Genomic DNA, 24,339 nt, shown 5'->3' on the forward strand with positions numbered 1-24,339 from the left:
CCAGTGCGCCGGTCCGAGAGCCGGCCACACTTCTTTCCACGCGCAACTGTGCCGGATAGTTCACCCCGGCATCCGTGCTACCCCGGCAAAAGGGGCGGGGCGGGCCGTCGTCCGACCCGCCCCGAGAGAGGTACGGAGCGGTCAGCGCGCGCCGGCCGGCACCTTGCGGGTCGCCCGCGCCTTGGTCGCACCGTTGGCCTTCGCGGCCCGCGTGGTGGCCGCCGCCGCGCCCTTGGCCTCGCCGTCGAGCTTGAGGACCTGGCGCAGGAACTGGCCGGTGTGGCTCTCGACCACCTCGGCGACCTCCTCCGGGGTGCCCGTGGCGAGCACGGTGCCGCCCCGGTGGCCACCCTCCGGGCCCATGTCGATGAGCCAGTCGGCGGTCTTGATCACGTCGAGGTTGTGCTCGATGGTGATCACGGTGTTGCCCTTGTCGACCAGACCCTCGAGCACCATCAGCAGTTTGCGGATGTCCTCGAAGTGCAGTCCGGTGGTCGGCTCGTCGAGCACGTAGACCGTGCGACCGGTGGAGCGCTTCTGCAGCTCGGAGGCGAGCTTGACCCGCTGCGCCTCACCGCCGGAGAGGGTCGGCGCGGGCTGACCGAGGCGGACGTAGCCGAGGCCGACGTCGACAAGCGTCTTGAGGTGCCGGTGGATGGCCGGGATGGCGGAGAAGAACTCGGCGGCCTCCTCGATCGGCATCTCCAGCACGTCCGAGACGGTCTTGCCCTTGTAGTGCACCTCCAGGGTCTCCCGGTTGTACCGGGCGCCCTTGCAGACCTCGCAGGGGACGTACACGTCGGGCAGGAAGTTCATCTCGATCTTGATCGTGCCGTCGCCGGAGCACGCCTCGCAGCGGCCACCCTTGACGTTGAAGGAGAACCGGCCCGGCCCGTACCCCCGGACCTTGGCCTCGGTGGTCTCGGCAAAGAGCTTGCGGACGTGGTCCCAGACACCGGTGTAGGTGGCCGGGTTCGAGCGGGGCGTACGGCCGATCGGCGACTGGTCCACGCCGACGACCTTGTCCACGTGCTCCAACCCGGAGACCCGGGTGTGCCGGCCGGGCACCAGGCGGGCGCCGTTGATCTGGTTGGCCAGCACCGCGTACAGGATGTCGTTGACAAGCGTCGACTTGCCCGAGCCGCTGACGCCGGTGACCGCGATCAACTGGCCCAGCGGGAACGAGACGGTCAGGTTGCGCAGGTTGTGCTCGCGCGCGCCGTGCACCACCAGCTCGCGGTCCTTGGTCTGCGGACGGCGCTGCGCGGGTGTCGGGATCGACCGGCGGCCCGCCAGGTACGCCCCGGTGAGCGACTCCTTGTTCTTCAGCAGCGCCGGCACCGAGCCGCTGTGCACGATCTTGCCGCCGTGCTCGCCCGCGCCGGGCCCGATGTCGACGATCCAGTCGGCGACCCGGATGGTGTCCTCGTCGTGCTCCACCACGATCAGCGTGTTGCCCAGCCCGCGCAGCCGGATCAGCGTCTCGATGAGCCGGTGGTTGTCGCGCTGGTGCAGCCCGATCGACGGCTCGTCGAGCACGTAGAGCACGCCGACCAGGCCCGAGCCGATCTGGGTGGCCAGCCGGATGCGCTGCGCCTCACCGCCGGAGAGCGTGCCGGCGGGCCGGTCGAGCGAGAGGTAGTCCAGGCCGACGTCGAGCAGGAACCGCAGCCGGGCGTTGATCTCCTTGAGGACGCGCTCGGCGATCAGCTTCTGCCGGTCGGTCAGCTCGATGCCGGCGAGCAGGTCGGCGCACTCCCCCACGGACAGGTTGCAGACCTCGGCGATGCTCTTGCCCGCCAGGGTGACGGCGAGCACCTCGGGCTTGAGCCGGGCGCCCCCGCAGGCCGCGCACGGCACGTCACGCATGTAGCCCTCGTACTTGTCGCGGGACCACTCGGACTCGGTGTCGGAGTGCCGGCGCTCGATCCACTGCACCACACCCTCGAAACCGGTGTAGTAGGAGCGCTCGCGGCCGTACTTGTTGCGGTATCGCACGTGCACCTGGTCGTCGGAGCCGTGCAGGATCGTCTTCTGCGCCCGCGCCGGCAACGCCCGCCACGGGGTGTCGACGTCGAAGTGCTGGGACTCGCCGAGGGCCTCCAGCAGGCGCAGGAAGTACTCCAGGTTGTGACCGGTGGACCAGGGCTGGATGGCGCCCTCGCGCAGGCTGCGCTCCGGGTCGGGAACCAGCAGCTCCGGGTCGACCTCCTTCTTGGTGCCGAGGCCCGTGCACTCGGGGCAGGCGCCGTACGGGGCGTTGAAGGAGAACACCCGGGGCTCGAGGTCCTCGATGGCGAGCGGGTGGTCGTTGGGGCAGGCCAGGTGCTCCGAGTAACGGCGCTCCCGGTCCGGGTCGTCCTCCGGCAGGTCGACGAAGTCGAGCAGCACCAGGCCGCTGGACAGGCCCAGCGCGGCCTCGACCGAGTCGGTCAGCCGCTGCTTGGCGCTCGGCTTGACGGTGAGCCGGTCGATCACCACCTCGATGGTGTGCTTCTCCTGCTTCTTGAGCTTGGGGGGCTCGGTCAGCGGGTGGACCACGCCGTCGACGCGGGCCCGGGCGTAGCCCTTGGCCTGCAACTCGGCGAAGAGGTCGACGTACTCGCCCTTGCGGCCCCGGATGACCGGTGCGAGCACCATGAACCGGGTGCCCTCGGCCATCGCGAGGACCCGGTCGACGATCTGCTGCGGGCTCTGCTTGGAGATCCGCTCGCCACAGACCGGGCAGTGCGGCTCGCCGATGCGGGCGAAGAGCAGACGCAGGTAGTCGTAGACCTCGGTGATCGTGCCGACGGTGGAGCGCGGGTTGCGCGAGGTGGACTTCTGGTCGATCGAGACGGCCGGGCTCAGCCCCTCGATGAAGTCGACGTCGGGCTTGTCCATCTGCCCGAGGAACTGCCGGGCGTACGACGACAGCGACTCCACGTACCGCCGCTGCCCCTCGGCGAAGATCGTGTCGAAGGCCAGGCTCGACTTGCCCGACCCGGACAGCCCGGTGAACACGATGAGAGCGTCCCGGGGCAGGTCGAGACTGACGTCACGCAGGTTGTGCTCGCGCGCGCCACGGATGATGAGTCGGTCGGCCACGGTACGTGTACTCCCGGATGAAGGTGAAGCGGAGGGTCTGTCCCGCTCTGTGCTGGTTACGAGCGGTCGTACGGGCGCGGAAAACACGCCTCGGCAACTCTAGCCCCGAGGTACGACAGTTTCCCTCGCCCGCACATTCCCCCAGCTCAGCGCGGTCGGCCGCGCCACCCGCGACCGTCGACACCGGCCCGGGCCGCCGGGCACGTACCCGGCGGCCCAGCCCACTCAGTAACCCCCGGGTGACGGCGGGCGGGCCGCCCGGCGCCGCGCCGAGCGCCAGCCGCCGCGCCGCTCGGCGGCGAGCCGCGCCGCACGCCGCCGGCTCTCGTGCGCCACCTCGCCCTGCAACCGCCGCCAACTCTCCCACCGGCGGGCGGGCAGCTCGCCGGTACGCAGCGCGTCGCGGACGGCGCAGGCCGGCTCGTCGTCGTGCCGGCAGTCGCCGTACCGGCAACCCTCGGCCAGCTCCGCGATGTCGGCGAACGCCCGGTCCAACCCGGCCACGCCGTCGAGCAGACCGACCGCCCGTACGCCGGGAGTGTCGATCACCGCGCCGCCCCTGGGGATCGGCACCAGGGCCCGCCAGGTGGTGGTGTGCCGACCCTTGCCGTCGACCCGGCGGATCGCCTGGGTCGGCATCACCACCGCGCCGGCGAGCGCGTTGACCAGGCTCGACTTGCCCGCTCCGGACGGTCCGAGCAGCCCCAGGGTGCGACCCGGCGCGACCTCGGCGCGCAGCGGCGCCAGCCCGGTGCCCTGCTCGGCGCTGACCGGCAGCACGGGCACGCCGGGTGCGACCGCGGCGAGTTGGCGGGCCAGCGCGGCCGGGTCGGCCGCGAGGTCGGACTTGGTCAGCACCACGAGCGGCCGGGCCCCGGACTCGTGGACCAGGGACAGCAGCCGCTCGATGCGGCCGACGTCCGGCTCCGGGTGCACCGGCTCCACCACGGCGGCGGCGTCCAGGTTCGCGGCCAGCACCTGGCCGCTGGCGTCCTTGCCGGCGGTACGACGGACCAGCGCGGCGCGCCGGGGCAGCACGGCCGACACGGTGATCCGGCGGTCCGGCCAGTACGTGAGCAGCACCCAGTCCCCGGCGCAGGGCAGCGCGGAGGAGTCCTGGGCGGCGGCGGCCAGCACGGACGGGCCGAGGCTGGCGCGGACCGGGCCGTCGGCGGTGAGCACCGTGCAGACCCCCCGGTCCACGCGCGCCACCCGGCCCGGCTGGCGCTCGCCCCGTCGGGCGGCGTACGACGCCCGGTCGGCGTCCCAGCCGAGGGCGATCAGATCGATGGTCATGGCATCCTCATCGGTGTCGAGCTGGTGATGGCGGAACACGCGTGCCACGTCCGGCATGAACACCACCTCCGTCCGACGTCCGAGTGCCGCATGTGACGCCGACGGTAGGGCCCGGCGCGACGCGCCGAAAGCGATTTCCGTGACGACGGCGCGACGCGCGCCCGCTAGGGTCGACGCGTGCGCCCGGCCGCGCGGCCCGATCGGCGCGGCGGAACGCCACCGCACGGCCGCCGAGCACCTCCTGGACCCGGAATGGATGTCGACACGTCATGACCTACAGCGGAGATGTCACCCACGGCGGCCCACCGGCGGTACGGGAGTTGGCCGGGCTCACGATCAGCAAGTTGTCGGTCGGCCCGATGGACAACAACGCGTACCTGCTGCGGTGCTCCGGCACGGGGGACCAGGTGCTGATCGACGCCGCCAACGAGGCGCCCCGGCTGCTGGAGCTGATCGGCGACGGCGGCCTGACCGCCGTGGTCACCACCCACCAGCACATGGACCACTGGGTGGCGCTGGAGGAGGTGGTCGCCAAGACCGGCGCGCGGGCGCTGGTGCACGCCGACGACGCGTCCGGGCTGCCGATCGAGGCGGAGCACCTGGCCGAGGGCGACACAGTGGCGGTGGGTGACTGCGCCCTGGAGGTCATCCACATCAAGGGCCACACCCCGGGGTCGATCGCGTTGCTCTACCGCGATCCGGCCGGCACCGCCCACCTCTTCACCGGCGACAGCCTCTTCCCCGGCGGAGTCGGCAACACGGACAAGGACCCGCAGCGCTTCGCCGCGTTGATCGACGACGTCGAGCACAAGCTGTTCGACCAACTGCCGGACGACACCTGGTTCTACCCGGGCCACGGCAAGGACAGCACCCTGGGCGCCGAACGCCCGGCCCTCCCCCAGTGGCGAACCCGAGGCTGGTAACCCACCCCCGGACCGGGTCACCCACGGAAAAGCCCGACCGAGCCACTTCAAGCGGGTCACCCGACGCTGACCAGGAGCCACCGAAGGTCGAACAACCCGCCGACAGACCGCGACCCGACCGGCGGACCAAGACCCCGACGGGGGCGGGGGCCTGCCGTGCCCGGCGCAGGGATCAAGCCTGACCGCCCGGAGCCGGGCACGGCAGGCCCCGCCCCCCACCGCAACCACAGTCAGCAACCAAGAGCGATCAGCCAGCAAGAGCGAACAGCCGCCGCCGTGCCCCCAGCAACACGACGGTGGCCAGCACCAACCCCACGCCCATGGTCACCAGCAACGGGCTGGGCGCTCCGGGCAGCAGCGCGGCCAGCGACCGTGACGCTATGCCCAGCGCCAGGTAGAGACCGGCCCAGGCCGCCGCGCCGAGGGCGGCGCAGCCGAGGAACCGTCGGTACGACATCCGTAGCCCGCCGGCGGCCAGCGGCAACAGGGCGTTGAACACCGGCAGGAACGGCGCGACCATGACCATCCGGCCGCCGCCACGGCTGAGGATTCCCTCGGCCGCGCTCCAGCGTGACTCGCCGATCCAGCCGCCGACGCGGCTGCGGCGCAGGGGCTCGGCGTACCGGCGACCGATGAGGAAGCTCAGCGACCAGCCGGCCAGGCACCCGGCGAGCACGGCGGCGAAGGTGGCCAGCCCGATGGCCGGACGGCCCACCCCGACCGCGGCCAGGATCGCCACGTCACCGGGCACGAGCACACCCAGCAGCGGTACGGCGTCGAAGAGCATCACCAGTCCGAGTACGCCCATCAGCACCAGGATGGGCAGCTCTCCGACCTGGGCCAGCCATTGCGTCATGCCTCGTACGCTATGGCCGCCGGGCCACCGCGGACATCCGGTCGCAGCCCCTACCGCCCCCTGGTGTCCACCTCGGGGTCACCCCTGAGAGGGCCGGCGTGTCAGGTGGCTCGCAGCACCCGTACCCGACGCGGCGACGGGTCCACGGACGGCTCGGTGGTGGGCACCGGGTAGTCGGCCAGCACCAGCAGCCCGTCGGCCGGCAGGTGCCCCCGGCCGGGGTCTCCGACCAGCACCTCGGCGCCGGAGGCGACGGCCCGGCGCAGGAACGGCAGCACCCTGGCGGCCATGGGGCGGCTGTAGAAGACGTCACCGGCGACCACCAGGTCCGCGTCGGCGCCGTCGCGGTCGAGCAGGTCGTCGCCGTTGACGTCGACGGTGACCCGGTTGGCGCGCGCGTTGACCGTGACGGCCGCCACGGCGTACGGGTCGATGTCGTTGGCGACGACATCGGCGGCGCCGGCGAGCGCGGCGGCGATGCCCACGAGTCCCGACCCGGTGGCGAGGTCGAGGACGCGACGCCCCACGGCCCACTCCGGGTGGTCCAGCAGGTATCGGGCCAGGGCCTGCCCGCCGGCCCAGGCGGACGCCCAGTACGGCGGCGCCAGGGCATGCCCCGCGAGCGCCTCCATCCGGGCCCACCAGACGATCGCGTCTTCGGCGAGGTGCAGCCGCACCTCCGGGACGAACGGGGTGGGCACCAGCCGGAGCCGGTCCAGGCCGGCGCCGGGCGCGTCGATTTCGCGCTCCAGCTCGGACAGCGCGGTGGCTGCGGCACCCCTCATCGGCGCAAGCATGCCGCAGGGGAGGGTGGTCGGGGCGGCTTTGGCACGCGGGCGTCGCGGGAAGTTCATCTGAGTTCGAGCAAACACCTACGGCACTTCGGCCGGCGGATCGGGGTTTCGCCCGTTACTGTCGAACAGGTACGGGCGACCATCGGCCTCGAGGCCGGTGGTCCGCCGCTTTGAACAGGGAGAGATGCATGGCAACCGGCACGGTTAAGTGGTTCAACTCGGAAAAGGGCTTCGGCTTCATCGAGCAGGATGGTGGAGGGCCGGACGTGTTCGTCCACTACTCCGCCATCGCGACGAGCGGTTACCGGGAGCTCAACGAGGGCCAGAAGGTCGAGTTCGAGGTGACCCAGGGGCAGAAGGGCCCGCAGGCGGACAACGTCCGCCCGATGTAGCTCCGTGCCGGTGACGGCGGTCGGTTCCCGGCCGCCGTCGCAGTGCACTCACGACGCTGCCGGGGCGGCGGGCAGGTCCCGCCGCCGCCGGAGCGGTCCGATCAGCAGGATCAACGGGGTGAACGCCAACCAGGCCGTCATCACGGTGACCGCGGTGCCGACGCCGTAGCGCGCGCCGAGCGCCCCGGCCAGCACGGCCGCCAGCGGGATGGTGCCGTAGTTGAGCAGGTGCATGCTCACCGTCACGCGTCCGAGCAGGTGGTGCGGCGTGTACGTCTGCCGGAACGCGCCCTTGACCACGTTGCCGACGGCGACCCCGAGGCCGACCAGCACGCCGCCGAGCGCCGGCCAGATCAGCCCGATGCCGGGCCCGGCCAACGGGATGAGCAGGGCTGGTGGGCCGGTGAGCGCTGCCCCGATGAGCATGGCGCGGGCGCTGCCGCAGCGGCGGGCGAGGGCGGTGGCGAGCAGCGCGCCGATGATCCCGCCGATGCTCATCACACCGACCAGGACGCCCACCAGGCCCGGCGCGAGTCGTAGCTCGCGGACCAGGAACACGACCAGGACCGCCTGGTAGCCGGTCAGCCCGATGTTGCTGGCCGCCCCCATGAGCGTGAGGACCCGCAGGTACGGGTCGCGCATGACGAAGCGCAGCCCTTCGGCCATGTCCCGGCGCAGTGACCGGGATCGGTTCGTCCGGACGGGACGCGGCTCGGTGGTGTGGATGCGCAGCAGGAGGGTCGCCGAGAGCAGGAACGTCAGGGCGTCCAGCAGCAGCGCGGCGACGGCGCCGGCGAGTTGGGCGATCAGACCCGCGATGCCGGGCCCGACGACGTAGCTCACCGTCTGGGTGGCCTGGAGCTTCGCGTTGCCGTCGGGGAGTTGCTCGGGTCGCAGCAGCACCGGCAGGTACACCTGGTCGGCGGTCTCGAAGAAGACCCGCGCGACGCCCGCGCTGAGGGCCACCAGCAGCAGTTGCGCGATGGTGAGGCGGCCCAGCAGGGCGGCCACCGGCACGCTGAGGAAGGCGAGCGCGCAGATCAGGTCGCAGACCACCATGAGCGGTCGGCGCGGCAGCCGGTCCACCCACGCGCCGGCCGGCAGGCCGATCAGCAGCCAGGGCAGCCAGGCCCCGGCGGTGAGGAACGCGACCTGGAAGGTGCTGGCGTCAAGCACGGCGACCGCCACCAGAGGCAGCGCGACGACGGTGACGTTGCTGCCGATGCTGCTGACCGTCTGGGCGGCCCAGAGCAGGCGGAAGTCGCGGTGCCGCAGCAGCCCACCGACCTGTCGGTTCGGGGCGGGGTCGGTGCGGGTGGCCGCCGTCACGGCCGGGCCGGTACGCCGTGGACGAACACGAACACCGGTTGGCGCTCGGCGCTGTCGTCGGGCAACTCCCGGTCCTCCCAGCGGGCCAGCAGGGCGTTGATCTCGCTGCCCAGCTCGTCCAGCTCCTGGGGCGTGAGGTGCAGCCACCGGTCGGAGGAGAACGGCGCGTCGCCCCAGACGGCCTGGGCCGTCTCCTCGGCGGCGTGCCAGGCGCGGGCCAACGCGACGTGCCGGTCCAGGTTGAGCGAGGTGGCGGCGTCGGCGACGGCACGGTCGGCGGGATCGGTGTCGAAGTCGGCCGTGGACCAACGCACTCCCCGGGTGACAAGTTTCCACCAGCGTTCGCGGCGGTCCCGGGCCAGCTCGGGGGCTTCGGTGACCAGGTCGGCGGCGGCCAGCACCTTGAGGTGATGGCTGACGTTCGCCGGCGCCTGGTCGGTGCGTTCGGCGAGCATGCCGACGGTGGACGGTCCGTGCACCTTGAACACGTCCATCAGTCGGCGGCGCAGCGGGTGGGCCATGGCGGCCAGCACCCGCGAGTCGGTGACCTGGCGTACGGCGGGCTTCTCCATGCCAGCAGCATGGCATTCGCAAGAGGTGTTGCGCAACTATTGTTGCTCAATACTTGTTGCGAATCTTCCGACGGAGGAAGGCGGTCCGGTGGGGACGGACCGCCTTCCGTTCAGGCGACCAGCCGGCGGGCCAGCTCGTCGGCGACCTGCTTGGCGATGGTGGGGGGAATGGCCGCAGCGATCTCCTCCGGCGTCAGCCCGGCCAGCACGCCCTGGACGATCGCCTCCTCGTCGGTGAAGTCCTTCCCGGCCAGCGCGTTGAGCGTGTTCTGCAGGGCGGTGAGCTGCGCCGTCATCGACTTCAGGTTCCAGTTGCCGGTCACCGGGACACCGGTTTCGTCCCGGCCTTCCGCCATCCGGGTGTAGATCTGTCCGATCGGGTTGCGGCCGTCCAGCACGGTCAGGTTCTTGTGGACGGTGGCCAGCCAGTTGTGCTCTTCGGGGGTCATGTCGTCGTCCTCCAGGAGTCCGATGGAGCTGAGGTAGCGATTGAACAGGGGCCGCTGGTCACGGCCCGCCTTGATGGCGTCGCGGAAGAAGCTGAAGTGGGTGTGCCAGCGGTGCGAGCTGTCGCCGCTGGTGCGTTTGCCGAGCCGGTCCCACCGCTTCACGGTCGTACCGTCCGGGCTGTAGATGATCTCGCGGATGTCCCGGGTGTCGGCCGCGTTGGCGGCGCACTGGCCCACACACCACACGGAGAAGCTGGCCAGGGTGTGCCTACCGCCAGCGGAGCGGACGTCGAACTCACCGACGTCCAGCGCCGCCGCGTCCAGGGTCAGTCCGGCCCGGTCCCGGGGTGACTCGACCACCGAGTAGTCGTTCGGAACCACCCGATCCGAGCCGCAGTGATAGCCGCCCCGGTGGGCCGGGTCGCCGACGATGCCGACCTCCGCCGGATCCAGGTCGTCCGGGCCGGGGGCGTTGTCGAGGTGGGTGAGGAGCAGACGTCGAAGGGCCAACAAGTTTTCCGGGGCCCGGGTCATGGGGTCCCCCTCTCAGGTGGGGCGGGGACCGGGCACGACGTCACACCGCGTACGCGGTGTCGGGCTTCGAGCGAGCCCGGTCTGGTGATGCACGGCGCCGGGCGTTGACCCAACCATAGCCCGCATTTCCGATGAATGCCCAGCTCAGAGGCGCTCTGTTCAGAATGGAGACGAAGCCGGGGCAGTGTGGACGATCGGCAACAGCAGCGCCGAGGGGTGCGCCGGGTCGTGCAAGACCTGCCGCCGACCGGCACGCAGCGTCACGGCGGTGCCGAGAGGTTCCCCGGTGCCGGGGTTGCGTGCCCACCGCGGATGGGCGCCACCGGCGACCTGCACCCGCAGCCGATGCCCGGTGGCGAACCGGTACGCGGTCGGCCAGAGCGCCACCGGTACCCGCAGCACCCCGGACGAGTCGGCGGGGAGGCGTTCGGGTGTCACCCGCACCAGACCGTCGCACACGTTCCACGACCGGCCGCGCCGGTCCACATCGCACAACCGCACGAAGACGTCCAGGTGTGGCAGTTCGCTCCGGACGTGGATCTCGGCGCGTACCGGACCGATCACCTCGACCGGCTCGGCGAGTGGTGCGCTGGTGTAGGTCAGCACGTCGGGGCGGGCTTCGACCTGCCGGTTGTCCACCCGACCGGCGCGCTTGGCGACCAGCAGCGGGCCGCCCAGCGACGGGGTCGGGTCCGCCGGGTCGTACCGGAACTCGTCGGGCGTCGACGCGACCGGGGGACGTACCGCCAGCTCACCGCCGGGATGCAGGTGCCAGGCGGTCTCGACCGTCGGTGGCGGCCAGTCCGGCAGGTTCCGCCAGCCGCCGCCGGGACCTCCCACGTGCAGCCGGACGGGGGCGGCGCGGGACGGGCGTTCGTCGGCCGGCGGGCCGTCGAGGTGCTCGTCGAGCCAGGTCAACCCCTCCCGCAGGGCCGCCACGAACAGCCCGGGGCTGCCGTGGGTCCAGGGACCGATCACCAGGCGCGGTCGTGTGCCGGTGGCACGCAGGGTGGCGTGGTCGTCGAGCTGGGCGGGCAGGAAGATGTCGTGCCAACCGGTGACCATGACCACCGGCGACCGCACCCGGGCCACCCGGTCGGCGAAGACCCGTTCGCGCCAGTACACCGCCTCCGGGGTGTGGTGACGCAGCCACTCCTGGAAGAACGGGATGGTGACGCCGGTGGCCACCCGGTCGGCCTCGCTCAGCGGCAGGTGATCGAGGGCGGCGGCCAGCCGGGGCTGTCCCCGCTTGAGCTCCCGCTGCCGGGCCAGCCAGGGCACGGTCTGGGCGTGCAGCAGCTCGGCCCAGGTCAGCACGGTGTCGAGGGCGAACGACTCCCCCGCGTACGTCGAGTCCCGGGTCGCCGAGGCGGTCACCACCGCGACCGTCGCGCGCAGCTCCTCGCCGGCGTCGGCGGCCAGCGCCCACTGGGCGAAGCCCTGGTAGCTGACCCCGAACATGCCGAGCGCACCCGACCACCAGGGTTGGCGGCGCAGCCAGTCGAGGGTGTCGACCCCGTCGTCGCGCTCGTGCACCAGCGGGGCGAAGGTGCCGCCCGAGCCGCCGGTGCCCCGGCAGGACTGGATCACGGCGTGCCGGCCCCGCGCGGCGAGCAACCGGCCGAGCAGCCGCAACGGGCCTCCCCGGCCGTACGGGGTGCGGATCAGCACGGTCGGCGCGGACGGGCCGTCCGGCGCGTAGTGGTCGGTGCGCAGCACCACGCCGTCACGGGCCCGGACCGGGATGTCACGGGTGACCCGGACCGGGCCGGGACGTGTCGCGGGCAGCCGTAGCGCGGCGGCGGCGAGGCGGGCGACGAGCCGGCCGGGCACGGTCAGCCCGTCGCCCGGTGGGGCGCGCCGGGCCGGGCGGCACGGACGGCGTCGCGGTGTGCCCGCAGCGACTCGCCCATCTCCGCCAGGAAGCGGTGCACCACCTCCAGCTCGCCGTCGTCGAAGCGGTCCATCACGGTGTCGGTACGGGCGCCGAGCGGCCGGAAGAACTCCATCGCCAGGGTGGCGCCCTGGTCGGCGTAGTGGAGCAGCACCTTGCGCCGGTCGGTGGTGTCCCGGTCGCGGCGGATGTGCCCGGCCCGTTCCAGGCGGTCGATCAGGGCGGTGACCGAGCCGGACGACAGGTTGAGCTGCTCACCGAGGCGGCCCGGGGTGATCGGGTCGCCGAACAGTTCGGCGTCCATGACGGCGATCAGCGCGTTCAGGTCGGTCGGGTTGAGGCCGTGCAGGTTCGCGAAGGCGTGACCGACCTGCTGGGCGTCCACGGCGTACCGCCGGAGGTTGTTGGTGATCTCCGCGACCAGCTGCTCGCGGCGCGTGTCGCGCCGCCGGTACATGCCGTGAGTCGCCACCTCGCGCCGCTTCTCCCCGTCGTCGGTCTCCCGGGTTGCAGCATAGAACAGCCGCCGATAATCTCGTCCATCAAGATACTCGATGCTCGAAAGACCTAGGGGTCAGCGATGTCCGTCTTCACCAGGGTCGCGCGGGGCAGGCTCGCCGCCTGGCTCACCGTCGCCGCCGCGCTCGTCGTCGCCGCGGTCGTCTTCGGTGTCCCGCGGCCGGACAACCCGGCGCCGGTCTCCGCCACCGGCCTGGACGCCACGTGGCAGTCGACCCAGGTTCAACGCCTCCAGGACCAGTTGCCCACCAGCGACGTCCAACCGGCCATCGTGGTCGTCAGTCGCGAGGGCGGCGGAGCGTTGAACGAGGCGGACCGCGCCGCCCTGACCTCCCGCTCCGGCGACCTGGGCCGGTTCGCGGTGGGTGGCCGGGTCAGCCCCGCGCAGGTCTCGCCGGACGGTACGGTCGCGCTCGTCGCCGTCCCGCTGGACACCTCCGGTGGTCAGGAGGAGGTCACCGCACGGGTCGCCGAGCTGCGCGACGCGCTGGCGGACCTGCCCGCCCCGCTGGCCGCCGAGGTCACCGGCGCTCCCGCCCTCACCGCCGACCTGTCGTCGGTCTTCGAGGGCGCCGACGTCACCCTGCTCGCGGTGACCGCCGCGGTGGTCGCGTTGCTGCTGCTGATCACGTACCGCAGTCCGTTCCTGTGGATCGTGCCCCTGGTCGTGGTGGCCGCGACCGAACAACTCACCCTGCGCGCGGTGGACACGATCGTGCCGGCCGTCGGCATCAACCTCCAGCAGGGTCAGGTCACCGGCATCGCCAGCGTGCTGGTGTTCGGCGCCGCCACCGACTACGCCCTGTTGCTCATCGCCCGCTACCGGGAGGAGCTGCGGCGCGACCAGGACCGCTTCGCCGCGATGCGGGCCGCGCTGCGCCGTACCGCCGAGCCCATCCTGGCCAGCGGCGGCACCGTGGTGCTCGGCGTGCTCACCCTGCTGCTCAGCGAGCAGGAGACCAACCGGGCCCTCGCCGTGGCCTGCGCCACCGGCGTCGTCTTCGCCATGCTCTCGGCGTTGTTCGTGCTCCCCGCCGTGCTGGTGCTGTTCGGTCGCGGCCTGTTCTGGCCGTTCGTGCCCCGCGTCGGCGGCCCGGTACGCGAGGGCCGGCTCTGGGGGCGGCTCGGTGCGATCGTGCAGGCCCGACCGGTGGTGGTCGCGGTGCTGTCGACCCTGTTGCTCGGCGGCCTGGCCCTCGGTGGGCTCGGCATCCGCACCGGACTGTCCGAGACCGAGCAGTTCCGGGCCGCGCCCGAGGCGGTGACCGGCGCGCAGACCCTGGCCCGCGCCTTCCCCGCCGGCAGCACCCAGCCGGTCGCCGTGCTCACCACACCGGCGGCGGTACGGGCGGTCACCGACGTCGCGTCCGCCGTGCCCGGCGTCGCCTCGGCGCGACCGGGCGACGCCGGCCAGGCCGTCGCCCAGGTCGACGTGGTGCTGGACGCCGAGCCCGGAACACCCGCCTCGGACCGCGCGATCGAGGCGCTGCGTGACGCGGTCGCCGCCGTGCCCGACTCCGCTCCCCCGGCCGTCACCGGCGCCGACCCGCCGTCCGGCGCGATCGTGGGCGGCTCGGTGGCCGCGACGTACGACTCCGACGAGGCCAACGACCACGACCTGCGGCTGATCCTGCCGATCATCCTGTTGCTGGTCGGCGCGGTGCTGGTGCTGCTGCTGCGGGGCCTGGTCGCGCCGGTGCTGCTGGTGCTCACCGTGATCGCGTCGTTCTTCGCCAGCCTCGGCGCGGCGTGGCTGCTCTTCGACCACGTGCTGGACTTCCCGGCGCTGGACAGCGGCGTGCTGCTGCTCGCCTTCGTCTTCCTGGTGGCGCTGGGCGTGGACTACAACATCTTCCTGGTGACCCGGGCACGGGAGGACGCCCGCAGCGCCGGCACCCGCGACGGCATGCTCTCCGCGCTGCGGGTCACCGGAGGTGTCATCACGAGTGCCGGTGTGCTGCTGGCCGCGGTGTTCGCCGTGCTCGGCGTGCTGCCGCTGATCACGCTGACGCAGATCGGCATCATCGTGTGCATCGGCGTCCTGCTGGACACCCTGCTGGTCCGCACGGTCCTGGTGCCGGCGCTGGCCTTCCTGCTCGGTGACCGCTTCTGGTGGCCGGGCCGCGTCGAGGCCCACCCGGACGTCGAGGCTCCGGCGACGCCCGAGCCGGTGACCGCACGCGACTGACACGCACGAAAAAGGGGCGGGGTCGACCCCGCCCCTTTTCGGGTGTTCAGTAGCCCAGGCAGACGCACTCGGTCATCAGCGCCCGCACGTTGCGCACGTACGACGGGTTCGGGATGGCCAGCGGCTCGCCCTCCTGCGCCACCGCACCGTGCCCGAAGTTGTACGCGGCGATAACCGCGTTGAGCAGGCAGGAGTCCAGTTCGGCGGTGCACAGGTCCGCGTCGAGCCGGAAGTCGGACTCGAAGTACATGTCGCCGATGTACTTGGTCAGCCAGGCCAGGTAGTTGGCACCCAGGTAGGCGTTGTCCCGGTAGTCGGCGATGTCGTAGCTCTGGTCGAAGCGCTGGTTCATCCAGGTCGCGGTGCCCGGCATCACCTGCATCAGCCCGACGCCGCCGTCGCAGGCGTAGATGTTGGACTGCCAGCCGCTCTCCTGCCAGGCGGTGGCCTTGACCAGGTTGAGCGGGATCCTCAGGTCCGGCGCCGAGCTGGGCCAGTAGGTACGGGCGGCGGCGTCGGTCAGCGCCGCCTTCACGTCGGCACGGCTCGCCTGCGTGCCCTTGTAGCTGGGCTTGCAGGACGAGGGAGCGGGCTTGGGCGGCGCCGGCGGGACCCTCGTCTCGGTGGGCGCCTTGGCGACCACGCGCGGCTTCGTGGCCGGCGCCGTACGCGTCGGCTTCTTCGACGGCTTCGGGGAGGCCGACGCGCTGCGACTCGGGGCCGCGCCCATCGCCGCCACCGCGCTCGCCGACGGGCTCGCCTCGACGGACGGCTCGTCGACCGGCTCGTCGACCGGCTCGTCGACCGGCGCGTCGGTGACCGAGACGGGGGCGGCGGACTGGTCCTGCGGCCGTTCCCCCTTGCCGGCGCACCCGACCGTGCCGCCGGCGAACAGGAGGCCGGCGAGCACGAGCGCGCCCACCCGACCGGCTCGTTGACGCATGGTGATCCTCCCCCGTCGAACAGTCGCCGCAGATTAGCAAGGTTCGACGGGTCGGGGTTGCCCCTGCGACGGCCGGGCCGGGCCGGGCGATGGCTCCCGCCCTCCGACCGCGCGGTCCCGGGTGGCCCAGGCGACCATGAACACCACCGTCCACAGCACGCCCAGCAGCACCGCCGCCGCCGTACCGCTCGCCGTGTCCAGGCCCAGGTAGAGCCGTGCGACGCCGACCCCGAGCACGCCCGCTGCGGCGGCCGTCCACGCCGCCACCGCCACCGGCCAGCGCGCGCTGCGCGACACCAACCAGGCGAGGGTGCAGAGGCTCGCCGCGACCACGGCGTTCTGGGTCGGGAATGGTCCGGCCTCGTGCCCGCTCAAGCCGCCGGGCGTACCGGTCAACTCGGCCACCACGGCAAGCACCACGAGCGGCACGAACGCGCCGACCGTGCCCACCACGCTCAGCAGGTCGGTGCGCAGCGGTCGGCGACGCCACGCCAGCACCGCCGCCACCATGGCCACCAGCACGATCAGCGCCCACCCCCGTAGCAGTGACACCACGGCCAGGGTGGCGTCGGCGGCGTCCGGGGTACGGCGGGCGGTGAACCAGGCATCGATCGCCCCGTCCAGCGCCGCCAGTCCGCTGTTGCGGACCACCACGGCGAGCAGGCCGGCGATCGCCAGCCCGGCGGCGAAGAGCAGCAGCAGCCCGGCGGCCAGGTTGAGCAGCAACGTCCAGGCCGGTCCGATCCGCATGGCCACCAGGAAGAACAGCACCCCGTACCGGGCGCTGAGCCAGCGCACCGGCGGCAGCGCGGCGGCCCGCGACAGCAGCGCGCGTGCCGGGTCGGGGTTACGGCCGAGCCAGCGGCCGGCGAGCACCACCAACAGCAGCCCCGCCAGCAACGCCAGTGCCGCGCCGGTGGCCCTGCCGAGCACCCGCGAGACCGTGTCGTACGACTCACCGGCGAGGTGACCGAGCAGGATCGAGCCGCCCACCCAGGTCGCCACCCCGGCCAGGTTCCAGGCGGCGAACCGCCGGTACGGCATGCCGGCCGCACCGGCCAGCCGGGGCACCAGGGTGCGGGCGAAAGCCACCCATCGCGCGGCGAACACGCCTCGTCCACCCAGGCGGGCGAGCATCGCGTCGGCCCTGCTCCATCGCCCGGGTCCGACCCGGTGACCCAGCCCGGCGCGCAGCCGGGGGCCGTAGCGCCGCCCGGCGCGGAACGCCAGCGCGTCGCCGGCCAACGCCGCAGCGATCATCGCGAGCAACGCCGGCCCGAGCCGCAAGGTACCGTTGTAGGTGAGGAAGCCGACGAGCAGCAGGGTAGCCTCACCCGGCACCAGCAAGCCGAAGATCACCGCGGTCTCGCCCGCCACGATCAGCGCGGCGACCAGGTAGATCCACAGGGTGGGCAGACCCTGCACCCAGGTCAGCAGGTCGTGCACTCAGGCCCCCGGGACACGGGAGCCAGCATGCCAGCCGGGGGAACCACCGGCACAGCAGTTTCACCATAGATCAGGGGCACCTGGGGGTGACCCCGACGCAGCCTGCGCGAGCGCAGGCGGAAGGATAGAGGGTATGCAGCTTCGCACCGACCTCCGCAACGTCGCCATCATCGCTCACGTCGACCACGGCAAGACCACCCTGGTCGACGCCATGTTGCGGCAGGCCGGCGCGTACGGCGCACGAGGCGAGAACACCGAGCGGGTGATGGACTCGGGTGACCTCGAGCGGGAGAAGGGCATCACGATCCTGGCCAAGAACACCGGCGTGCGGTACCTGCCCGCCGATGGTTCGGACCCGGTCACCATCAACATCATCGACACCCCCGGCCACGCCGACTTCGGCGGCGAGGTCGAGCGCGGCCTGACCATGGTCGACGGCGTCGTGCTGCTCGTCGACGCCAGTGAGGGCCCGCTTCCGCAGACCCGCTTCGTGCTGCGCAAGGCGCTGCGGGCCCGGATGCCGATCATCCTGGTGATCAACAAGGTGGACCGTCCGGACGCCCGGATCAAGGAGGTCGTGGACGACACCTACGAGCTCTTCCTCGACCTGGACGCCGACGAGGAGCAGATCGACTTCCCGATCGTCTACGCCTGCGCCCGGGACGGCATCGCCTCGCTGACCCAGCCCGCCGACGGCTCGGTGCCCGACGACAGCGACTCCCTGGAGCCGCTGTTCCGCACCCTGCTGGACACCATCCCGGCCCCGGCGTACGAGGACGACGCGCCGCTGCAGGCGCACGTCACCAACCTCGACGCGTCGCCGTTCCTCGGCCGGCTCGCGCTGTGCCGCGTCCGGCAGGGCACCATCAGCAAGGGCCAGACGGTCGCCTGGTGCCGCACCGACGGCAGCACCCAGCGGGTCCGCATCTCCGAGATGCTGATGACCGAGGGTCTGGAGCGCAAGCCGGCCGAGACCGCCGGTCCGGGCGACATCATCGCCGTCGCCGGCATCCCGGAGATCATGATCGGTGAGACGCTCGCCGACGTGGAGAACCCGGTGGCGCTGCCGCTGATCACCGTCGACGAGCCGGCCATCTCGATGACCATCGGCACCAACACCTCGCCGCTGGTCGGCAGGGTCAAGGGCTCCAAGGTCACCGCGCGGATGGTCAAGGACCGGCTCGACAAGGAGCTGATCGGCAACGTGTCGCTGCGGGTCCTGCCCACCGAGCGGCCGGACGCCTGGGAGGTGCAGGGCCGCGGTGAGCTGGCGCTGGCCATCCTGGTCGAGCAGATGCGCCGGGAGAGCTACGAGCTGACCGTCGGCAAGCCGCAGGTGGTCACCCGGGAGATCGACGGCAAGACCTGCGAGCCGGTCGAGCGGCTGACCATCGACGCCCCGGAGGAGTACCTGGGCGCGATCACCCAGCTCCTCGCCACCCGCAAGGGCCGGATGGAGCAGCTGGTCAATCACGGCACCGGCTGGATCCGGATGGAGTGGCTGGTCCCGGCGCGTGGCCTGATCGGCTTCCGCACCGAGTTCCTCACCGACACCCGGGGCACCGGCATCCTGCACCACGTCTTCGAATCGTACGAGCCGTGGTTCGGCGAGCTGCGCACCCGCAACAACGGCTCGCTTGTCGCCGACCGGTCCGGCGTGGTCACCGCCTTCGCGATGATCAACCTCCAGGAGCGCGGCCAGCTCTTCGTCGAGCCGACCACCGAGGTGTACGAGGGCATGATCGTCGGCGAGAACTCCCGCTCCGACGACATGGACGTCAACATCACCAAGGAGAAGAAGCTCACCAACATGCGGGCCTCGACCTCGGACGAGACCGAGAAGCTGATCCCGCCGCGCAAGCTCTCGCTGGAGCAGGCGCTGGAGTTCTGCCGCGAGGACGAGTGCGTCGAGGTCACCCCGACCGCGGTGCGCATCCGCAAGGTGGTGCTCGACCAGCAGCAGCGTGGCCGGGCCGCCGCCCGCCGCAAGCACGCCGGCTGACCCACACCGGCAGAGGGCGCGTCGGCCGCTTGCGGCCGGCGCGCCCTCTGCGCTTTGCCACCGGGGTACGTCCGTCCGATGTCGTCCTCCTCGACTACGGTCACCGGCATGACCTGGGATGATCTCGACGCCTCTCTGGACGCGGTGCCGGGCACCGTCTCGGCGTACGTGGGTCGACTCGACGCGCCGCCGACCTGGACCCGCCACGCCCACGCCGGCCACTACGCCGCCAGCACCATGAAGGTGGCGGTGCTGGCGGCGCTGCACCGCGCCGCCGAGGCCGGCACACTCGACCTGGACGCCGACGTCCCGGTGGTCAACGAGTTCGACTCGGCCCAACCCGGCGCGCCCCGGTTCTCCTGCGCCCCGCACTACGACAACGACGACGCGGTCTGGGACCGGCTCGGCGGCACGGCGTCGCTGCGCTGGCTGGCCGAGCGGATGATCGTGCGCTCCAGCAACCTGGCCACGAACCTGGTCATCGGGCACGTCGGGCTGCCCGCCGTGGCCGAGGTGTGGGCCCTGGCGGGCGCGCGCGACAGCGTCACCGGCCGTGGCATCGAGGACTTCGCGGCCCGCGACGCCGGCATCACCAACACCGTCACCGCCGCCGACCTGGCCGCCCTGCTGGGCGCGCTGGCCAGCGGCGCGACCACGCCCGGCCGCCTGGCCTCGCCGGCCGGCTGCGCCGCCATGTTCGACGTGCTGCTCGCCCAGGAGCACCGCGAGGACCTCGCCGCCGGCCTGCCCGAGGGCACCCGCATCGCGCTGAAGAACGGCTGGGTACGCGGTGTGCGCCACGGCGTCGGCGTGGTGCTGCCCGACGATGCTGCGCCGTACGTGATCGCCGTGTGCACCACCACCGATCTGGGTGACGGCGACGACGATGCCTGCGAACTCCTCGCCCGCGTCTCGGCCCAGGCCTGGGCGGCCCGCCACCGCCTCTGAGCCCGACGAGCTCACTCCAGCAGGTTCGTTCGCAGTGCCCCGACGATTTCGTCGGTCAACCCCAGCCCGTCGCGCAGGTACGCGTCGAACGAGCCGTGCACCCGCCGGACCTCCTGGTAACCGGCGTCGAGGTACGCGGGGCGGACCTCCAGCACGGGCAGCACCGCGTCGACGTCCAGCGCGGGTTGGCGGCGGCGCATCGCCTCGACGATCACCGCGCGCAGGCTCTCGGTCAGCGCGTTGTTGCGCAGGTAGTCGGCGCGGATCGCCTCCTCGTCGACCCCGAGGGCGGTGAGCAGGATGACGGTCAGCCAACCGGTACGGTCCTTGCCGGCCGAGCAGTGGAACAGCAGCGGCAGGTTCTCCGGGTCGGCCGCCAGGCGTACCGCCGCGCCGAAGTTGCGTCGGGCCGACTCGCCGGTGACGAACCACCGGTAGATCTCGGCCATCGCCCCCGCCGTGCCCTGCCGGGCCAACTCGGCGTACGCGTCCAGGTCGTGACCGAGCAGCACCGCCGAGACGTACGTGAAGACCGGGTGCTCCGGGTCGTGCACGGGCAGGTGCACCGTCAGTGGTTCGCCGGCCAGCCGGTCGGTCGGGGCGACGGCGATCTCCGCGCCGTCGCGCAGGTCGAGCACGCAGGCCGGCGCGAGTGTCGCGAGCACCGGCAGGTCGGCGTCGGTGAGCCGACCCAGCGCCGGGGTGCGGATGAGCTGGCCCGCGCGGACCCTGCGACCACCGGCGCCGACGAGGCCACCCAGGTCACGGGCGTTCGGCGCGCCCACCAGTTGCCAGTCCCGTACGACCATCTGGCCCCCCTACCGCCGTGTGCCTGCGTATAGGGTGCCCGACATGACGATCTCGGCGGTACGCACCCACCGGGTTTCCGCCCCCTTACACACCCCGTTCGTCACCGCGCTGCGCCGTACCACCACGGTGGACACCCTGATCGTCGAGCTGGTTGACGCCGACGGTCGGTCCGGCTTCGGCGAGGCGCCGCAGGTGTGGCAGGTCACCGGGGCCTCGGTCGCCGGCGCGGAAGCCTGCGTCCGCGAACTGCTCGGTCCGCTGCTCACCGGACGCGACCCGGACGACCTGGTGGCACGCTGCGCCGAGGTGCAGCGGGCGGTGGTGGGCAACGAGGCGGCGAAGGCGGCCGTGGACGTGGCGCTGCACGACCTGGCGGCGCGGCGTTTGGGCGTACCCCTGGCGCGGTTGCTCGGTGGCACGACCCTGCGGGTCCCGACGGACGTCACCCTCGCCGCGGGCGACGCGGTCGACCTGGCGGCGGCCGCCCGCCAGCGGCGGGCCGACGGCTTCGGCGTGCTCAAGCTCAAGGTCGGTACGGACGCGGCCGGTGACCTGGACCGGGTACGGGCGGTGCGCGCTGCGGTCGGCGCCGACGTGCGCATCCGGCTGGACGCCAACCAGGGCTGGACGCCGCGCGAGGCGGTCCGGGTGATTCGTGGCATCGAGGACGCCGAACTGGACGTGGAGTTGGTCGAGCAGCCGGTGGCCCGCTGGGACCTGGACGGGCTGGCGTGGGTCAGCGACCGCGTGTCGGTGCCGATCCTCGCCGACGAGGCGGTCTTCGGGGTCCGCGACCTGGTGGAGGTGATCCGCCGCCGTGCCGCCGACCTGGTCAACGTCAAGCTGGCCAAGTGCGGTGGCCTGCACCCGGCGCGCACGTTGCTGGAGCTGGCCCGCGCGCACGGGCTCGGCACGGTGGTCGGGTCGATGATGGAGAGTCAGGTCGGCATCGGCGCGGCGGCGAGTCTGGTGGCCGCGTACGGCACCACGGCGGTCGCCGACCTGGACGCCGCGTGGTGGCTGGCCTGGTCGCCGGTGCAGGGCGGAATCCGCTACGAAGGGCCGACAGTGGTGCTACCGAACGCGCCTGGCCTGGGTATTTCCGGTCTGACTGAAGTAAAGATGCAGACTCGTGGTTGAGGATCGTCGCTTTTCTTCATAGGGTTTCCCCGGACAGCCGACACGAGCTGGGGGTCGACGTGGAGCTTCAACCGGGCCGCGAGGCCGTCGTCCGGGTTGCGGTGGCGACGCTGTGGTCGTCCCCCGATGCGGTCCGGTCGGTCGACGGTCCCGCGCTCACCGCCGGCGTCGACATCGCGACCTGGGTCTCCGGCCTGGACACCGACCAGCAGGTCGGTGACTGCGTGTTGAGTCAGCTCCTGCTCGGCGAGCGGGTGCTGATCGACGAGTTGCGCCCGGACGGCTGGGCCCGGGTCGTCGCCGTCGAGCAGCCGGCAGCCAAGCTCGATCCCCGTGGCTACCCGGGGTGGCTCCCGGCTGACCAGCTGACCCCCGTCGAACCCAGCGTCGGCGGCGATCCGCTCGTCGTGGACGCCACCGTCACCGGGCTGCACGCCGCCCCGGACGGACCGGTGGTGCTCCCGGGAGTCGTCGTGGGCACCCGTCTCGTTCCGGCCGGCCCCGCCCGCGACGGCTGGCGGGAGGTCCACGTGCCGGGTCGGGCCGCGCCGCTCTGGCTGCCCGACGGGCACCTCGCCCCGGCGCAGAGCGGGCCGGCCAGCGCCGCCGACGCCCTCGCGGTGGCCCAGCGGCTGCTGGACGTGGCCTACATCTGGGGCGGGCTGTCGGCGTACGGCATCGACTGCTCGGGCCTGGTCCACCTGGCCTGGCGGCGGTTCGGGGTGCTCCTCCCCCGCGACGCCGACGACCAGGCCGTGGCGACGACCCCGCTCGACCTGGGCGCGGAGCGCCCCGGCGATCTCTACTTCTTCGCCCGTCCCGGCCGCAAGATCCACCACATCGGCATCGTCACGGCCGAGGCCGACGGCTCGGCGGACCGGCGGATGCTGCACGCCTGCTACCGCCGACGGCGGGTGGTGGAGGAGCCCCTGCCGGCGGACCGGACGGCCACCCTGGTGGGCGTGCACCGGGTCCGGCCGGCCGGGCCCGTCACCGGGGTCTGACCGGCCGGGCCCGTCACCGGGCCCGGAGCCTCAGCGTCGGGCCTCGGCCAGCTCGCGACGCCGGTCCCGGGCGGACTTGACCAGGCTGGCGACGGTGGCGATGCCCAGCGTGCCGATGATGACCAGCAGGGACAGCCAGATCGGGATGTGCGGCGCCCAGGCGACGTGCTCCCCGCCGTTGATGAACGGCAGGTTGTTGTCGGCCAGCGCCTCCAGCACGAGCTTGACCCCGATGAAGCCCAGCACGACGGCCAGTCCGTAGCTCAGGTAGATCAACCGGTCGAGGAGGCCGCCGAGCAGGAAGTAGAGCTGACGCAGACCCATCAGCGCGAACACGTTCGCGGTGAAGACCAGGTACGGCTCCTGCGTGATGCCGAAGATCGCCGGGATCGAGTCCAGCGCGAAGATCAGGTCGGTGGTGCCGATCGCGATCATCACGATGAGCATCGGCGTGAACAGCCGCCGCCCGCCCTCGTGGGTCGTCAGCTTCGCGTCGTCGTAGCCCTTGGAGATCGGCAGCGCGCGGCGGCTCCACCGGATCAGGACGTTCTCGGAGAACTCGTCCTCGTCCGGCTCGCCCTGACGGGCCAGGTTGACCGCCGTGTAGATCAGGAACGCGCCGAAGATGTAGAAGACCCAGGAGAACTGCGAGATCAACGCCGCGCCGGCGGCGATGAAGCCGCCGCGCATCACCAACGCCAGCACGATGCCGATGAGCAGCACCTTCTGCTGGTACTGCCGGGGCACCCCGAACCGGGCCATGATGATGACGAAGACGAAGAGGTTGTCCACCGAGAGGCTGTACTCGGTGAGCCAGCCGGTGTAGAACTGCCCCGCCGGGCTGGCCCCGGCGGTCAGCCAGACGCCGACGCCGAAGAGCAGGGCGAGACCGACGTAGAAGGCGACCCAGAGGCTCGACTCGCGCACGCTCGGCTCGTGCGGGCGCCGACCGATGATCAACAGATCGACGAGCAGCACCGCAGACAGTGCGACGAGGGTCCCCGCCCACACCAATCCGGACACGTCCAACGTTCATTCCTCCGGCAGACACGCGGCGTCGGGCACACCGTACGCCCCTGCCGGGGCCGGCGTGCCGCTGTCGCTCACTCTGGTGACTGTCGGAGGTCTCTTCCGCCCCCGGCCCGCGAACGGGACGGCGACCGACGAAGCCGGGTCGGCCGCCGAGAATCCGGCGATCGTCCGTGCTGACGAC

General features: G+C 72.3%; 20 protein-coding genes. 7 read left to right on the plus strand and 13 right to left on the minus strand.

The window, feature by feature from the left end; all coding sequences use genetic code 11:
- Positions 1–141 precede the first annotated feature (141 nt).
- Together uvrA and rsgA are read right to left on the minus strand one after the other, a co-directional pair.
- Entirely contained in the window at positions 142–3,087 is a 2,946-nt protein-coding gene (gene uvrA, locus ACTFTM_RS22605) for an excinuclease ABC subunit UvrA (protein ID WP_449562477.1), read from the minus strand.
- A 225-nt stretch (positions 3,088–3,312) separates the two neighbouring features.
- The gene (gene rsgA / locus ACTFTM_RS22610) at positions 3,313–4,383 is read right to left on the minus strand and encodes a ribosome small subunit-dependent GTPase A (protein WP_449566701.1); all 1,071 of its coding nucleotides are present in this window, start codon (positions 4,381–4,383) and stop codon (positions 3,313–3,315) included.
- Positions 4,384–4,652: 269 nt separating this feature from the next.
- Between rsgA and ACTFTM_RS22615 the strand changes: the two genes are divergently transcribed.
- The gene (locus ACTFTM_RS22615) at positions 4,653–5,306 is read left to right on the plus strand and encodes an MBL fold metallo-hydrolase (protein WP_449562478.1); all 654 of its coding nucleotides are present in this window, start codon (positions 4,653–4,655) and stop codon (positions 5,304–5,306) included.
- A gap of 247 nt (positions 5,307–5,553) precedes the next feature.
- On the opposite strand, the gene ACTFTM_RS22620 is transcribed toward ACTFTM_RS22615, so the two are convergent.
- Positions 5,554–6,162 (minus strand): DedA family protein, encoded by a 609-nt coding sequence (locus ACTFTM_RS22620; protein ID WP_449562479.1) that lies wholly within the window; start codon positions 6,160–6,162, stop codon positions 5,554–5,556.
- Positions 6,163–6,263: 101 nt separating this feature from the next.
- Positions 6,264–6,959 carry a class I SAM-dependent methyltransferase gene (locus ACTFTM_RS22625; RefSeq protein WP_449562480.1) on the minus strand — a complete coding sequence of 232 codons (696 nt, stop codon included), beginning with the start codon at positions 6,957–6,959 and terminating at the stop codon, positions 6,264–6,266.
- Between the two features lie 185 nt (positions 6,960–7,144).
- Between ACTFTM_RS22625 and ACTFTM_RS22630 the strand changes: the two genes are divergently transcribed.
- Entirely contained in the window at positions 7,145–7,348 is a 204-nt protein-coding gene (locus tag ACTFTM_RS22630) for a cold-shock protein (protein WP_007072071.1), read from the plus strand.
- Positions 7,349–7,396: 48 nt separating this feature from the next.
- Here the strand turns inward: ACTFTM_RS22630 and ACTFTM_RS22635 are convergent, their stop codons facing one another.
- The 5 genes from ACTFTM_RS22635 to ACTFTM_RS22655 form a co-directional block, all read right to left on the minus strand.
- Positions 7,397–8,677 (minus strand): MFS transporter, encoded by a 1,281-nt coding sequence (locus ACTFTM_RS22635; RefSeq protein ID WP_449562481.1) that lies wholly within the window; start codon positions 8,675–8,677, stop codon positions 7,397–7,399.
- Entirely contained in the window at positions 8,674–9,249 is a 576-nt protein-coding gene (locus ACTFTM_RS22640; RefSeq protein ID WP_449562482.1) for an ArsR/SmtB family transcription factor, read from the minus strand. The genes ACTFTM_RS22635 and ACTFTM_RS22640 overlap by 4 nt, the downstream gene beginning before the upstream one ends.
- Before the next feature lie 110 nt (positions 9,250–9,359).
- Positions 9,360–10,232, minus strand: a complete 873-nt coding sequence (locus ACTFTM_RS22645; protein ID WP_449562483.1) for a hypothetical protein — start codon at positions 10,230–10,232, stop codon at positions 9,360–9,362.
- Positions 10,233–10,391: 159 nt separating this feature from the next.
- The gene (locus ACTFTM_RS22650) at positions 10,392–12,065 is read right to left on the minus strand and encodes a CocE/NonD family hydrolase (RefSeq protein WP_449562484.1); all 1,674 of its coding nucleotides are present in this window, start codon (positions 12,063–12,065) and stop codon (positions 10,392–10,394) included.
- 2 nt (positions 12,066–12,067) lie between these two features.
- Positions 12,068–12,583: a MarR family winged helix-turn-helix transcriptional regulator gene (locus ACTFTM_RS22655; RefSeq protein WP_449566702.1), complete on the minus strand. Its 516-nt coding sequence runs from the start codon at positions 12,581–12,583 to the stop codon at positions 12,068–12,070.
- A 123-nt stretch (positions 12,584–12,706) separates the two neighbouring features.
- On the opposite strand from ACTFTM_RS22655, the gene ACTFTM_RS22660 reads away from it, so the two are divergent.
- A complete protein-coding gene (locus ACTFTM_RS22660; protein WP_449562485.1) occupies positions 12,707–14,833 on the plus strand; it encodes an MMPL family transporter in 2,127 nt (708 codons plus the stop codon).
- 46 nt (positions 14,834–14,879) lie between these two features.
- Here the strand turns inward: ACTFTM_RS22660 and ACTFTM_RS22665 are convergent, their stop codons facing one another.
- Together ACTFTM_RS22665 and ACTFTM_RS22670 are read right to left on the minus strand one after the other, a co-directional pair.
- Complete coding sequence (locus ACTFTM_RS22665) at positions 14,880–15,776, minus strand: lytic transglycosylase domain-containing protein (RefSeq protein WP_449562486.1); 897 nt, start codon at positions 15,774–15,776, stop codon at positions 14,880–14,882.
- Positions 15,777–15,809: 33 nt separating this feature from the next.
- Positions 15,810–17,222: a DedA family protein gene (locus ACTFTM_RS22670; RefSeq protein WP_449562487.1), complete on the minus strand. Its 1,413-nt coding sequence runs from the start codon at positions 17,220–17,222 to the stop codon at positions 15,810–15,812.
- Between the two features lie 133 nt (positions 17,223–17,355).
- Between ACTFTM_RS22670 and typA the strand changes: the two genes are divergently transcribed.
- On the plus strand, positions 17,356–19,224 hold the full coding sequence (gene typA / locus ACTFTM_RS22675) for a translational GTPase TypA (protein WP_449562488.1): 1,869 nt from the start codon (positions 17,356–17,358) through the stop codon (positions 19,222–19,224).
- 108 nt (positions 19,225–19,332) lie between these two features.
- Positions 19,333–20,172: a serine hydrolase gene (locus ACTFTM_RS22680; protein WP_449562489.1), complete on the plus strand. Its 840-nt coding sequence runs from the start codon at positions 19,333–19,335 to the stop codon at positions 20,170–20,172.
- An 11-nt stretch (positions 20,173–20,183) separates the two neighbouring features.
- On the opposite strand, the gene ACTFTM_RS22685 is transcribed toward ACTFTM_RS22680, so the two are convergent.
- Positions 20,184–20,981 carry a tyrosine-protein phosphatase gene (locus ACTFTM_RS22685; protein WP_449562490.1) on the minus strand — a complete coding sequence of 266 codons (798 nt, stop codon included), beginning with the start codon at positions 20,979–20,981 and terminating at the stop codon, positions 20,184–20,186.
- Positions 20,982–21,024: 43 nt separating this feature from the next.
- On the opposite strand from ACTFTM_RS22685, the gene ACTFTM_RS22690 reads away from it, so the two are divergent.
- Positions 21,025–22,122: a mandelate racemase/muconate lactonizing enzyme family protein gene (locus ACTFTM_RS22690; RefSeq protein ID WP_449562491.1), complete on the plus strand. Its 1,098-nt coding sequence runs from the start codon at positions 21,025–21,027 to the stop codon at positions 22,120–22,122.
- 59 nt (positions 22,123–22,181) lie between these two features.
- Positions 22,182–23,126 carry a C40 family peptidase gene (locus ACTFTM_RS22695; protein WP_449562492.1) on the plus strand — a complete coding sequence of 315 codons (945 nt, stop codon included), beginning with the start codon at positions 22,182–22,184 and terminating at the stop codon, positions 23,124–23,126.
- A gap of 30 nt (positions 23,127–23,156) precedes the next feature.
- On the opposite strand, the gene ACTFTM_RS22700 is transcribed toward ACTFTM_RS22695, so the two are convergent.
- A complete protein-coding gene (locus tag ACTFTM_RS22700) occupies positions 23,157–24,155 on the minus strand; it encodes a TerC family protein (protein WP_449562493.1) in 999 nt (332 codons plus the stop codon).
- Positions 24,156–24,339: the final 184 nt, after the last annotated feature.

This window comes from Micromonospora sp. RB23 (genome assembly GCF_053585025.1).

Coding starts and splice junctions, on each gene's coding strand:
- ACTFTM_RS22660 (WP_449562485.1), top strand. CDS start 12,707: ATGTCCGTCTTCACCAGGGTCGCGCGGGGCAGGCTCGCCGCCTGGCTC.
- ACTFTM_RS22645 (WP_449562483.1), bottom strand. CDS start 10,232: ATGACCCGGGCCCCGGAAAACTTGTTGGCCCTTCGACGTCTGCTCCTC.
- rsgA (WP_449566701.1), bottom strand. CDS start 4,383: ATGACCATCGATCTGATCGCCCTCGGCTGGGACGCCGACCGGGCGTCG.
- typA (WP_449562488.1), top strand. CDS start 17,356: ATGCAGCTTCGCACCGACCTCCGCAACGTCGCCATCATCGCTCACGTC.
- ACTFTM_RS22680 (WP_449562489.1), top strand. CDS start 19,333: ATGACCTGGGATGATCTCGACGCCTCTCTGGACGCGGTGCCGGGCACC.
- ACTFTM_RS22665 (WP_449562486.1), bottom strand. CDS start 15,776: ATGCGTCAACGAGCCGGTCGGGTGGGCGCGCTCGTGCTCGCCGGCCTC.
- ACTFTM_RS22615 (WP_449562478.1), top strand. CDS start 4,653: ATGACCTACAGCGGAGATGTCACCCACGGCGGCCCACCGGCGGTACGG.
- ACTFTM_RS22685 (WP_449562490.1), bottom strand. CDS start 20,981: ATGGTCGTACGGGACTGGCAACTGGTGGGCGCGCCGAACGCCCGTGAC.
- ACTFTM_RS22655 (WP_449566702.1), bottom strand. CDS start 12,583: ATGTACCGGCGGCGCGACACGCGCCGCGAGCAGCTGGTCGCGGAGATC.
- ACTFTM_RS22690 (WP_449562491.1), top strand. CDS start 21,025: ATGACGATCTCGGCGGTACGCACCCACCGGGTTTCCGCCCCCTTACAC.
- ACTFTM_RS22620 (WP_449562479.1), bottom strand. CDS start 6,162: ATGACGCAATGGCTGGCCCAGGTCGGAGAGCTGCCCATCCTGGTGCTG.
- ACTFTM_RS22640 (WP_449562482.1), bottom strand. CDS start 9,249: ATGGAGAAGCCCGCCGTACGCCAGGTCACCGACTCGCGGGTGCTGGCC.
- ACTFTM_RS22630 (WP_007072071.1), top strand. CDS start 7,145: ATGGCAACCGGCACGGTTAAGTGGTTCAACTCGGAAAAGGGCTTCGGC.
- ACTFTM_RS22625 (WP_449562480.1), bottom strand. CDS start 6,959: ATGCTTGCGCCGATGAGGGGTGCCGCAGCCACCGCGCTGTCCGAGCTG.